Annotated in this window: 14 protein-coding genes; 13 read left to right on the top strand and 1 reads right to left on the bottom strand. The window is 48.5% G+C overall.

Annotated elements, in window-relative coordinates; all coding sequences use genetic code 11:
• Positions 1-89: 89 nt before the first annotated feature.
• From ACTHSW_RS08810 to lepB, 3 genes are all read left to right on the top strand, one after another.
• Complete coding sequence (locus ACTHSW_RS08810; RefSeq protein WP_049328596.1) at positions 90-791, top strand: 5'-methylthioadenosine/adenosylhomocysteine nucleosidase; 702 nt, start codon at positions 90-92, stop codon at positions 789-791.
• Between the two features lie 132 nt (positions 792-923).
• On the top strand, positions 924-2,717 hold the full coding sequence (lepA, locus tag ACTHSW_RS08805; protein ID WP_002226499.1) for a translation elongation factor 4: 1,794 nt from the start codon (positions 924-926) through the stop codon (positions 2,715-2,717).
• Positions 2,717-3,736 (top strand): signal peptidase I, encoded by a 1,020-nt coding sequence (lepB, locus tag ACTHSW_RS08800; protein ID WP_070459868.1) that lies wholly within the window; start codon positions 2,717-2,719, stop codon positions 3,734-3,736. The genes lepA and lepB overlap by 1 nt, the downstream gene beginning before the upstream one ends.
• Before the next feature lie 54 nt (positions 3,737-3,790).
• On the opposite strand, the gene ACTHSW_RS08795 is transcribed toward lepB, so the two are convergent.
• Entirely contained in the window at positions 3,791-4,669 is an 879-nt protein-coding gene (locus ACTHSW_RS08795; protein WP_107769305.1) for a DMT family transporter, read from the bottom strand.
• Positions 4,670-4,907: 238 nt separating this feature from the next.
• On the opposite strand from ACTHSW_RS08795, the gene ACTHSW_RS08790 reads away from it, so the two are divergent.
• The 10 genes from ACTHSW_RS08790 (at position 4,908) to ACTHSW_RS08745 (ending at position 11,875) form a co-directional block, all read left to right on the top strand.
• Positions 4,908-5,447 carry a gamma carbonic anhydrase family protein gene (locus tag ACTHSW_RS08790; protein WP_107769306.1) on the top strand — a complete coding sequence of 180 codons (540 nt, stop codon included), beginning with the start codon at positions 4,908-4,910 and terminating at the stop codon, positions 5,445-5,447.
• Between the two features lie 14 nt (positions 5,448-5,461).
• Positions 5,462-6,061 carry a Maf family protein gene (locus ACTHSW_RS08785; protein ID WP_107769307.1) on the top strand — a complete coding sequence of 200 codons (600 nt, stop codon included), beginning with the start codon at positions 5,462-5,464 and terminating at the stop codon, positions 6,059-6,061.
• Between the two features lie 88 nt (positions 6,062-6,149).
• Complete coding sequence (rsmA, locus tag ACTHSW_RS08780) at positions 6,150-6,929, top strand: 16S rRNA (adenine(1518)-N(6)/adenine(1519)-N(6))-dimethyltransferase RsmA (protein WP_107696928.1); 780 nt, start codon at positions 6,150-6,152, stop codon at positions 6,927-6,929.
• 7 nt (positions 6,930-6,936) lie between these two features.
• Positions 6,937-7,260, top strand: coding sequence for a hypothetical protein (locus ACTHSW_RS08775; RefSeq protein WP_101755097.1), 324 nt, complete (start codon positions 6,937-6,939; stop codon positions 7,258-7,260).
• Complete coding sequence (locus ACTHSW_RS08770; protein ID WP_101755098.1) at positions 7,260-7,988, top strand: amino acid ABC transporter ATP-binding protein; 729 nt, start codon at positions 7,260-7,262, stop codon at positions 7,986-7,988. The genes ACTHSW_RS08775 and ACTHSW_RS08770 overlap by 1 nt, the downstream gene beginning before the upstream one ends.
• A 63-nt stretch (positions 7,989-8,051) precedes the next feature.
• Positions 8,052-8,411 (top strand): hypothetical protein, encoded by a 360-nt coding sequence (locus ACTHSW_RS08765; protein ID WP_003747228.1) that lies wholly within the window; start codon positions 8,052-8,054, stop codon positions 8,409-8,411.
• 4 nt (positions 8,412-8,415) lie between these two features.
• On the top strand, positions 8,416-8,868 hold the full coding sequence (locus ACTHSW_RS08760; RefSeq protein WP_070712540.1) for a protein YgfX: 453 nt from the start codon (positions 8,416-8,418) through the stop codon (positions 8,866-8,868).
• Between the two features lie 38 nt (positions 8,869-8,906).
• Positions 8,907-10,190, top strand: a complete 1,284-nt coding sequence (gene folC / locus ACTHSW_RS08755; RefSeq protein ID WP_107811046.1) for a bifunctional tetrahydrofolate synthase/dihydrofolate synthase — start codon at positions 8,907-8,909, stop codon at positions 10,188-10,190.
• Positions 10,191-10,203: 13 nt separating this feature from the next.
• A complete protein-coding gene (gene ftsN / locus ACTHSW_RS08750; RefSeq protein ID WP_070459891.1) occupies positions 10,204-11,349 on the top strand; it encodes a cell division protein FtsN in 1,146 nt (381 codons plus the stop codon).
• Complete coding sequence (locus ACTHSW_RS08745; protein ID WP_070459894.1) at positions 11,342-11,875, top strand: CvpA family protein; 534 nt, start codon at positions 11,342-11,344, stop codon at positions 11,873-11,875. The genes ftsN and ACTHSW_RS08745 overlap by 8 nt, the downstream gene beginning before the upstream one ends.
• Positions 11,876-11,999 lie beyond the last annotated feature (124 nt).

Here is an 11,999-nt window from a genome sequence, read left to right as displayed (position 1 = left end):
CTGGGAATATAGCAGATTTTTCAGTATCCCTGTGATTTTAAATTCTGCTGTTATAATGTTGCCCGATTAGTGAATGGAAAGGTAACGAGATGTCAGTACAAACAATTGCCGTGGTCGGCGCAATGGAACAGGAAATCGAGCTTTTGCGTGAAAGCATGACCAATGTCAAGCATGTGTCCTTCGGTAAATTCTCGGCGTATGAAGGTGAATTGGCCGGAAAACGTATGGTATTGGTTTTGAGCGGTATCGGTAAAGTCAATGCGGCGGTTTCGACTTCTTGGGTCATTCATCAGTTTGCACCGGATTGCGTCATCAATACCGGCAGTGCAGGCGGTTTGGGCAAGGGCCTGAAGGTCGGTGATGTGGTCATCGGCGAAACTGTGGCGCATCATGATGTTGACGTAACGGCTTTTGGTTATGTTTGGGGACAAGTACCGCAACTTCCTGCCGTGTTTGCATCGGATTCAAACTTGATTCGCCAAGCAGAAAAGGCGGCGCAAGTGTTTGACGGAGCGGCTGTCACGCAAGGCCTGATTGTCAGTGGCGACCGTTTTGTGCACAGCAGCGAAGGTGTCGCGGAAATCCGCAGCCATTTCCCAGAAGTAAAAGCAGTGGAAATGGAAGCTGCGGCGATTGCGCAGACTTGTTACCAGTTGGAAGTGCCGTTTGTAATTATTCGCGCCGTCTCCGATTCGGCAGATGAGAAAGCGGACATCAGCTTTGAAGAGTTTTTGAAAACGGCGGCTGTCAGCTCGGCGAAGATGGTGACCGAGATTGTCAAATCGCTATAAAATCATGCAGAAACGTTGAATTTCCGTTAGAATACGGAACGATTCAACCTTATTCTAAGGCCGTCTGAAAACCGAATCCCTGTTTTTTCAGACGGCCTTTCCGACTTTAATTGCATTTATCTTAATAACAATATGAAAAACATACGGAATTTCTCCATTATTGCCCACATCGACCACGGTAAATCGACGCTTGCCGACCGTTTTATCCAATACTGCGGCGGTTTGGATTTGCGCGAAATGAGTACGCAGGTGCTCGACTCCATGGACATCGAAAAAGAGCGCGGCATTACCATCAAAGCGCAAACCGCCGCGCTCAACTATAAAGCACGCGACGGGCAGGTGTATCAGCTTAACCTAATTGATACGCCGGGACACGTCGACTTTTCTTACGAAGTATCCCGTTCGCTCTCTGCCTGCGAAGGCGCGCTTTTGGTCGTTGACGCGTCACAAGGCGTGGAAGCGCAAACCGTGGCGAACTGCTATACCGCGATTGATTTGGGCGTGGAAGTCGTGCCTGTTTTGAACAAAATCGACCTGCCTGCCGCCGACCCCGAGCGCGTGGAACAGGAAATCGAAGACATCATCGGCATTGATGCCGTTGGCGCGGTACAGTGTTCTGCCAAAAGCGGCATTGGTGTGGAAGATGTTTTGGAAGAAATCGTTGCCAAAATCCCTGCGCCGACCGGTGATGAAAATGCGCCGTTGCAAGCGGTTATTGTTGATTCATGGTTTGACAACTACGTTGGCGTGGTCATGCTGATTCGTGTGAAAAACGGCACCATCAAGCTGAAAGACAAAGTACGCTTTATGAGCACCAAGGCGGAAACTCAGGTCGAGCAGTTGGGCGTATTCACACCGAAATCGGTTCAAAAACAAGAACTCAAAGCCGGCGAAGTGGGTTTTCTGATTACCGGCGTAAAAGAATTGGGACAGGCGAAAGTCGGCGATACGGTGACTTTGGTTGCCAACCCTGCCTCTGAGCCGTTGCCCGGCTTCCAAGAAGTACAAAGCCAAGTATTTGCCGGTCTCTATCCTGTGGAAAGCCACGACTACGAAGCCTTGCGCGACGCTTTGGAAAAATTGCAACTGAACGATGCTTCACTGAAATTCGAACCTGAAGTTTCTCAGGCATTGGGCTTCGGCTTCCGTTGCGGCTTCTTAGGCCTGCTACACTTGGAAATCGTACAGGAACGTTTGGAACGCGAGTTCGACATGGACTTGATTACCACTGCGCCGACGGTGGTTTACGAAGTCGTTTTGAAGAGCGGCGAAAAAATCGAAGTCGAAAACCCATCTAAACTGCCCGACATCGGCAGCATCGAAACCATTCTCGAGCCGATTATTACCGCGACCATTCTTGTGCCGCAGGAGTATGTCGGCAACGTCATGACTTTGTGTAACCAAAAGCGCGGCGTGCAGGTCAATATGCAGTACATGGGCCGTCAAGTCATGTTGACTTACGATTTGCCGATGAACGAAGTCGTAATGGACTTCTTCGACAAGCTTAAATCGACTTCGCGCGGCTATGCTTCGTTGGACTACCATTTCAAAGAGTTCCAGCCGTCTGATTTGATTAAGCTCGACATCATGGTCAATGGCGAAAAAGTCGATGCCCTGAGCCTGATTGTGCACCGTCAAAGCGCGGTTCACCGTGGTCGTGAGTTGGCGTCAAAAATGCGCGAGCTGATTCCGCGCCAGATGTTCGACATCGCCGTACAGGCCGCCATCGGCAGCCAGATTATCGCCCGCGAAAACGTCAAGGCCCTACGTAAAAACGTTTTGGCGAAATGTTACGGCGGCGATATTACGCGTAAGAAAAAACTTCTCGAAAAACAAAAAGCAGGTAAGCGCCGCATGAAACAAGTGGGCAACGTGGAAATCCCGCAAAGCGCATTCTTGGCGATTCTGCAAGTGAGTGATAAATAATGAGTATAAATCTGACTTTAGGCGCAATCGTTGTACTGTTGGCCGGCTTGGTCCTCAACTTCAAAAGCAGCAAAGAGCGTCAGGAAAACGGCGAATGGAGCTCCGGCCTGCAATGGAGTTACCTCTTGTGCATGGTCGGCGTATTCGGCATTTTGTCTGAATTTATGAGCTTTACCGCCGTATTGCTGGTGTTTGTCGTGTTCACCGGCATGGTTTGGGCAATCCATAAAGGCCGTCTGAAAAAAAGCGAAACCGGCGAAGACAATGCGCATTTTACCGACTACATGGGTGGATTTTTCCCCATTATCTTGGTTATCTTTGTGTTGCGCAGCTTTATTGCCGAGCCGTTCCAAATTCCGTCCAGCTCCATGCGTCCTGGCTTGGTCAAAGGCGATTTTATCTTGGTGAACAAATTCTCTTACGGTATCCGCCTGCCGATTTTGAATAAGGTCATTATCCCTGTCGGCAATATTGCCCGAGGTGATGTCGTGGTGTTCAATTATCCGCTTCAGCCTGAGATGAATTACATCAAACGTATCGTCGGTATTCCGGGCGACGTTGTGGAATACCGTGATAAGGTTTTGACTGTTAACGGTGAAATTATTTCTGAAAAACCAAACGGCAACTATCAATACGCAGATGATACCGATCCGTCTATGATTCATACGCTTGAGCGTTTTCAGACGGCCTTGAACGGCAAAAATTTTGACGTGGTCAAGGAGGCCGGTCAGCCTTCCGTATCTATTGCCGTATTGAACAAATACACCTCCGAAGTGATGCCTGAAAGCAATTACTCGCTTGAAAAAAGTGGTTTGGAAAATTGCGAATACGCAGAAGACGGCAATGGCTTTATCTGTAAAGTCCCAGAAGGCCGTTATTTCGCGATGGGTGACAACCGCGACAACAGCGCCGATTCTCGTTACTGGGGATTTGTCGATGACAAGTTGATTGTCGGTAAAGCCTTCTTTGTTTGGATGAATTTGGGCGAACTCAGCCGTATCGGTACCAGTATCCAATAAGCAATAAACAGACTAAAAGGCCGTCTGAAATTTTTCAGACGGCCTTTTTTGTATCTATTTTTTGTCTTTTAACGAACCTAAATAAATTGCCAATAAAGTCAAAGTGGCGCCACCCCATTGGACGATATTAATCGGTTTATCCAACCAGAAATAATCGATCAACATGGCGGCGACTGGTTCGGAGAGCAGTAGTAGGCCGGTCAGTGACAAGGATAAAAGCGGGATGGCGTAAGCAATCAATGCCCAAGCAAAGCATTGCATAACGATGCCGTAGATGGAGACTAGAATCGCATCGTTTAAAGTTTTGGGGTAAAGATGGGTGGCATCGAATAGCAGCGATGGGATGACCAGCGCCATTGCGCCACCGAAGCTTAAAATCATCATCAGCGGAAACAAACCTACTTTTTCCTGCTCATGGGTTTTGCGTACGAAGACCATAGACAGGGCCAGCATGGCGCCGGATACTACGCCGCTGACAAATCCCCATGCGGCGTTGTCGTTATGACCGAACTCTGGGCTGCCGATTAAGGCTACGCCTATGGTGGCCAATATCAAACTTAAAATTTGCAGGGTGCTTAAACGTTCTGAATAAAAGAAGAAGCCGATGGCGGCTAAAAAGAAAATCTGCAGGCTGTTGAGCAAGGTGGAAATGCCGGGGCCTACGGCATGAATGCTTTCGTGCCAAAGGGCGAGGTCGAATGCGAGGAAAACGCCGGATAAGATTGCGTAGCCAACTGTTTTTCTTTTTGTGGGCATTTTTTGTCTGAAAAAACGCCCGAGCAGGAAGAATATAGGGGCGGCGATCAGCAAGCGCCAGAATGCGATGGCGTAAGAGCCGACATCGACAAATTTGACAATCAAACTGCCCAAGCCGAAGACGACGCAGCCGACGACCAATAGGGGCGCTGCATAATTTCCCGAACGTGTATCCATCGGCTTCTCCAAGAATCAAATGAAGACGATTATTCCATAAGATATAGTTGGGGCGCTAATGATAAATAGTCGTAAGCCAAGATAAAGGGGTTATGATGAAAGGCCGTCTGAAAACTGTTTCAGACGGCCTTTTGATGATTTTCTGGCTTGATTTCGTATTGTTGTAGTATAAAATCGTTTTACGCCGTGTTTTCAGACGGTCTGATCAGTTTTGGTTTTGAGAAAAGGATTATTGGAAATGGCAAACCCTATTCGTGCGTTTTTGGATTATGTGCCGTCGGTTAATGAGTCTTGTTTTGTAGATGAGACTTCGGTAGTGATTGGCGAAGTGTCGCTGGCGGAAGATGTATCAATTTGGCCTTATGCCGTATTGCGCGGCGATGTGAACAGTATTTCTATCGGCAAGCGCAGCAATGTGCAGGACGGTAGCGTTTTGCATGTGTCGCATAAGAATGCAGCGAAGCCTGACGGTTCACCTTTGATTATCGGCGATGATGTGACGATTGGGCATAAGGTCATGCTGCATGGCTGCCGAATTGGGAATCGTGTGTTGGTGGGCATGGGTTCGATTATCTTGGACGATACGGTTGTCGAAGATGATGTGATGATAGGCGCGGGCAGTTTGGTGCCTCCGCGCAAGCGTTTGGAAAGTGGTTTTTTATACGTCGGCTCGCCTGTGAAACAAGTGCGTCCGCTGACAGATGAGGAAAAGGCATTTTTGACGTATTCCTCTGCGCATTATGTCCGCCTGTCCGGACAGCATAAAATTTCAAAATAAGGAAAACCAATACAATGAACGCAATTTATCTGGCTTCGGGCAGTCCGCGTCGTCGTGAGATTTTGGAGAATTTGGGTTTCACGGTACGTCGCCTTCCTGCGGATATTGATGAGACCCCTAAAGAAGGCGAAGCTGCAGTAGAGTATGTGCGCCGTATGGCCTGTGAGAAAAATCAGGCGGCGGTGGCGCAATGGTTTGCTGCTCATAATCAAGAACCTGAGTTTGCTGTATTGACGGCGGATACGACGGTGGCGGATGGTGCGGTTATTTTAGGTAAACCGGAATCCGAGGCGGATGCGGTCGATATGCTGGAACGTTTATCCGGACGGACGCATCAAGTGTTGACGGCTGTGTGCGTTTATTGGCAAGGCGTATGCCATGATGTGGTGCAGACGAGCGAAGTGCGCTTTAAAACGTTGACGGCTGAGGAGATTGCAGCCTATGTTGCCAGCGGCGAGCCGATGGATAAAGCCGGTGCGTATGGGATTCAGGGCTTGGGCGGCGTATTTGTCGAGCATTTGCAGGGCAGTTTTACCGGCGTGATGGGTTTGCCGGTTTATGAGACCGCGCAACTACTGAAATCTTTGGGTTTGGAAGCGCCGCCGTTTGCTTAAAATTAGGCAAATGCCGTCTGAAAGCGTGCCGACAAAAACGCCTGTTTCAGTTACAATACTGCCTTAAACAGCTTGCTTGAAGAAAGATATGAAAGAACATAAGGCCCGGAAACGCTTCGGGCAGAATTTTTTGCAGGATACGCGGATTATTAGCGATATTGTCAACGCGGTCAGACCGCAGCCCGATGATATTGTGATTGAAATCGGCCCGGGCTTGGCCGCCATTACCGAGCCTTTGGCGAAAAAACTCAATCGCCTGCATGTTTGCGAAATCGACCGCGACATCGTACGCCGTCTGAAAACCTTACCGTTCGCAGATAAATTGGTGATACACGAAGGCGATGTATTGCAGTTTGATTTCAACAGCATTGAAGGCAAGAAAAAAATTGTCGGCAACCTGCCGTACAATATTTCCACGCCACTTTTGTTCCGATTGAGCGAAGTGGCAGACGATGTGATCGATATGCACTTTATGCTGCAGAAAGAAGTGGTCGAACGTATGGTGGCGCAGCCGAAAACCAACGACTATGGCCGTCTGGGCGTAATGCTGCAATATTTCTTTGATATGGAAATGTTGATTGAAGTACCGCCCGAGTCCTTTGATCCTGCGCCGAAGGTGGATTCGGCCGTTGTGCGCATGATTCCGGTGAAACACCGTATCGGTAAAGCAGAAGATTTTGAACATTTTGCCAAACTGGTGAAACTGGCTTTCCATCAACGCCGCAAAACCATACGCAATAATTTGAAGGAACTTGCCAGCGATGATGACTTGCAGGCAGTCGGTATCAATCCGCAGGACAGGGCAGAACACATTGCCGCTGAGAAATATGTGGAATTGAGCAATTATCTGGTTCAAAAGGCCGTCTGAAACAGTGATGGCAATTTTTAAGCAACCTCCTATTCAATGGGGGGTTCGGGGTGATTCATATTTGTGGCGCGAGTTGGCACAGTATTTTTCCGGTAAGGATATGCCGCCGGAGTGGCACCGTTTTGAAGCAGCAATTATCGGCGCAGTTTGGGTATTGACCGGGCATCGTCTCGATAGGGAAGAGCAATTTAAAGTCAATCGGTACAATCAAGGCGGAATCTCAGGCGGTATAGTTAGTTGCCGTTTTTGGCTTGAAACGGCCATTCCTTTGCTTTGGCAGCGGCAAGCGCAACTCAAGCCCCGAAAATTTTGGCAGTTTGGAAAGAAATAATGATTAAATTCAAAAATGTACACAAACATTTTAAAGACTTGCACGTTATCAACGGCGTGAATCTGGAAGTCAAACAAGGCGAAGTGGTCGTTGTATGCGGTCCTTCGGGCAGTGGCAAATCGACGCTGATTCGTACGGTAAACCAACTTGAGCGCATTGAAAGCGGCGAGATTTGGGTGGACGGCATCAATGTTGCCGATCCGAAAACCGATTTGAACAAAGTGCGTGAAGAAGTGGGTTTTGTGTTCCAAGGGTTCAATCTGTATCCGCATTTGACTGTCTTGGAAAATATTATTCTTTCTCCGATGAAAGTGAAAAACCAAAGCCGTGAAGAGGCGGAAAAGAAAGCGATGGAGCTTTTGGAACGCGTCGGCTTGGCGCATAAAAAAGACGCGCTGCCCGACCAGCTTTCCGGCGGTCAGCAGCAGCGTGTGGCGATTGCACGCGGTTTGGCGATGGAGCCGCGCGTGATGTTGTTTGACGAGCCGACTTCCGCGCTTGACCCTGAAATGGTCGGCGAAGTATTAAAAGTGATGAAAGACTTGGCGGAAAGCGGCATGACCATGATGTGCGTAACCCATGAAATGGGTTTTGCGCGCGAAGTCGCCGACCGTGTGATTTTTGTCGATAAAGGCCAGATTCTGGAAGATGAAACGCCGGAAGAATTTTTTACCAATCCGAAACATGAGCGTGCCAAACAATTCCTGCAACAGGTGATGACACATTAAACTCGGGCCGTCTGAAATTTCAGACGGCATGATCGGTTTGAATGATTTTGAAAGTTGAAAATAATGTATTTTGTTGACCGTACTGCTGTTGTGCTGAAGCCGACCGCCCGTTTTTTGGAATGGCTGAAATCCGCCGATGAAAATATGCCTGACCTGACCGTCGAGCAACTGCGCACCAACTGCTCTGTATTCCTTGTACCGCAATTTGACGAACCCGAATCCGTCATTTCTTATTTTGACGAACGCTACCAGCAGATTTTTGAAGCCGAGTTGGCCGGCTGGGACATCGATAAAAGCAAATGGCCGCAAGACATGAGTTTGAAGGCTTTTTGGGAATTTTTCGATACCGAAATCCACGATATGGTTTTGGATATGGAAGAGGCGGAATTGAACATTACGCCTGTTTTCGACAATATGATGTAAAGCCGTGCGCAGTTTTCAGACGGCCTTAAAGCCCTCGCGTTCTTTGAAAATTCTGATTGTCTTCTTACACCTTTCGGCGGTTGCCTTATGCCTTGCCGAGTTTTACGGTTGGATGATGTGGCTGGGTTTGGCGGCATTGGCCGGCAGTTTTGCCTATGCTTGGCGCAGCGTTAATTTTCAGACTCAAAATGCGGTCAGAAAAATCATCATCGACCGCCAATACCGTGCGACGGTTTACTTGAATGACGAGGAAGAGGGAAGAAGCGCGGTTTTGCAAGACAGCAGTATGTTGACGGTTTATGCTTTGTTTTTGCAATGGAATGTTGACGGAAAAATGGTTAAACACTGCATCTTGCCCGATATGGCCGACCGTGATGCCTACCGTCGTCTGAAAGTATGGGCGCGCTGGTGCCGGGAAAAAGAAGACAAAGCAGAACTTGCGGCAGATATGGATTAAACGGCTGTTTCAGACGGCCTTTTGAAGCGATAAATACAATGAAAACATTACAAGACTGGCTTTCTCATTTGGAGACTGCCCATAGTTCCGGCCTTATCGATATGGGTTTGGAACGCGTGGGAGAAGTGAAAAAACGCATGAATTTGGTGCCACAATGTCCTGTCGTCGTGGTGGCGGGTACCAATGGCAAGGGTTCCGTATGCGCCTATTTGTCGCATATTTATAAAGAAGCCGGTTTTAAAGTCGGTACGCTGACCAGTCCGCACCTTCTGCGTTACAACGAACGAATCGCCATCAACACTCAGCCGGTTTCAGATGAACTGATTGTTTCCTCATTTGAGCGCATCGAAGCGGCGCGAGGCGAAATTTCGCTGACGTATTTTGAGTTTAATGCTTTGGCTGCCGTCGATATTTTCATGCGTGAAAATGTGGACGTAATGATTTTGGAAGTTGGTTTGGGCGGACGATTGGATGCCGTGAATGTATTCGATGGCGACTGTTCGGTCGTTACCAGCGTGGATTTGGATCATCAGGCATTTTTGGGCGATACCGTTGAGCAGGTCGGTTTTGAAAAAGCCGGAGTGTTCCGTAGCGGCAAACCTGCCGTGTGTGGTCAGAATCCTGCACCTGAATCATTGGTCAAACACGCAGAAGAAATTGGCGCAAAACTGTTGATGGTTCAGCGAGATTTTGATTTTACGTCAATGGAAAGCGTACAGTGGAACTACCGCTTCCATCCGCAATCTTCAGACGGCCAAAGCCGTAACCGCAATTCCTTGCCGTTTCCTGCTTTGCGCGGTGCCTATCAGTTGTCCAATGCCGCGTGTGCATTGACTGTGTTGGAATGTTTGAACGAACAATTGCCGGTTGATATCGGCGCGATTAAACGTGGTTTGTTGTTGGTTGAGAATCCTGGACGTTTCCAAGTTTTGCCCGGCCGTCCGCTGGTGGTCTTGGATGTCGGCCACAATCCGCACGCAGCCCGTGCTTTGCGCCGCAGCCTGATTAACCTTGCCTTTGCCCAAAAACGTACCGCCGTATTCAGTATGTTGTCCGACAAAGATATTGATGGCGTGCTGGAAATCGTTAAAGACCAGTTTGACGAGTGGAATATCGCGCCTTTAGATGTGCCGCGCGGCATGACGGTAGAGGCTTTGCAGGCCAAATTGGCTGAACACGGCATCGATAATGTAAATGTTTTTGAAACTGTCGCTGCTGCCTATCGCACTGCTTTGGCTAAAGCAACCGAAAATGATAGAATCGTTGTTTTCGGCTCATTCCATACTGTTGCCGATGTAATGGCTGTTTTGAAAGAACACTAACGAGGAAATTATCATGTCCGACAATAAACAAAAAGAAACTCCAAACGGATACGATTTAGACGGTTACGAACAACTCAAACGTCGCAACCGCCGTCGCTTGGTCTTGGCCTCCGGCTTGGTGGTGGCATCGGGTATGCTGTTCGGTCTGGCACTGACTTCCGGCGACGATAAAAATTCACCGTTTAAAGAAGCGCCTGTCGGTCAGAGCCAAGTCAAAAAGGCTGACGAGCCGAGCAAGGCTGTTGTTTTGGAGCCGAATAAAGAGGATGTTGCTGCTGCCGAGGAGGCTGCCCGCCACGCGGATGCCGAAGCGCCAAATAAACCGCAAAATGCAGGCGACGAAGAAGACAATGCGCCGGTTGAAGTATTGAAGCCAAGCCGTGAGTCTGCTCCCGAAGATGTCGGCGAGCCGTTGGTTTTGATTAATGATACTTTGGATGACGGCAATATTAAAGGTTTGGAAGAGTCTGAGCGTATTCAACGAGCTGAGGCCGCCAAACGCGAAGCTGCGGAGCGCCGAGCCGAAGAACGCCGCCAACGCCAGGCAGAACAACGTGCTGCGGCACGCAAGGCACAAGCCCAACAGGAAGCGGATGAAAAAGAAAACGCATTGGCTGCTAAAAAACGTGCACTTCAAGCGCGTGCTGAAAAAGCAGAGCGTGAAGCGGCTGCCGAACGCAATAAATTGGCACAATTGGAAAAAGCAGAGAAAGCCATTGCTGAGCGTAAATCTGCCAAAAACAGCAAAGACAGCGTAAAAGACAAGGCCGAGCCTGCTAAGAAAGCAGAAGCCAAAGTTGAAAAACCAAAAAATGAAAAGGCTAAACCGGAAACGGCCAAAGCAGAAAAAGCCGATAAGGTAAAAACTGCCGAGAAGCCGTCTGAAAAAGCCAAGCCTAAAGCTGAAAAAGAAACAGCAGAAGCCAAGCCTGCGAAAAAAGCTGCCATTCAGGCTGGTTATGCTGAAAAAGAACGTGCGCAAAGCCTGCAACGTAAAATGAAAGCCGCAGGTATCGACTCGACCATTACTGAAGTGATGACCGATAAAGGTAAGGTGTATCGCGTGAAATCAGCCAGTTATAAAAATGCACGCGATGCAGAGCGCGATTTGAACAAATTGCGTGTACATGGCATTGCAGGTCAGGTGACCAGTGAGTAATTTGCCTGTTGCCGATTTGTTGGCGACCACCGTCATCGTCATCTGCATCATTATCTCGTTGACACGGGGTATTATTGCTGAAGCAGGGGCGATGGTGGCGTGGGTGGTATCGTTTATTGCAGCCAGAACGCTTGCCGTTCCGTTTGCCGATGTGGTCTTTAAATCGGTTGAGTCGCATTCTTTGGCGGTTGCCATGGGTTTTGCCGCTGTGTTTTTTCTGGCATGGCTGTTGCAGAAACTGGCACGATCGCTGTTGAGCAGTTTGATGTCTGCCGTTGGTTTGGGAAGCATCAACCGTTTGCTTGGCGGCGTATTCGGTGCAGTGAAAGGTGTGATTTTGGTGACACTGGCAGTGATGGTTTTTTCACACACTGATTTGCCGAAAACGGAAGAGTGGCAAAGTTCGCACACAATTCCGTATTTTGAATCACTTGCTGATGCTGCGATGCCTTATCTGCCAGGGAAAGATACCGCAATGCCGCATCTTTCGGGTAAAGCAGCTGAAGTTGAAGAATTGGATGATTGAATTTGACGGATTCAGACGGCCTATGGGTCGTCTGAATCCGTTTTTATTTGCGTAAATTTGACATCATATTGTCAACAATTCGAGCAAACTCATCTAAATTATTTTATAATGACAGCTTACCCAT

Source organism: Neisseria sp. P0008.S004 (genome assembly GCF_051962755.1).
Taxonomy (GTDB): Bacteria; Pseudomonadota; Gammaproteobacteria; order Burkholderiales; family Neisseriaceae; genus Neisseria; species Neisseria subflava_A.
The sequence above is the reverse complement of the archived record's forward strand: the minus strand, read 5'-3'. Positions and strand labels throughout refer to the sequence as shown.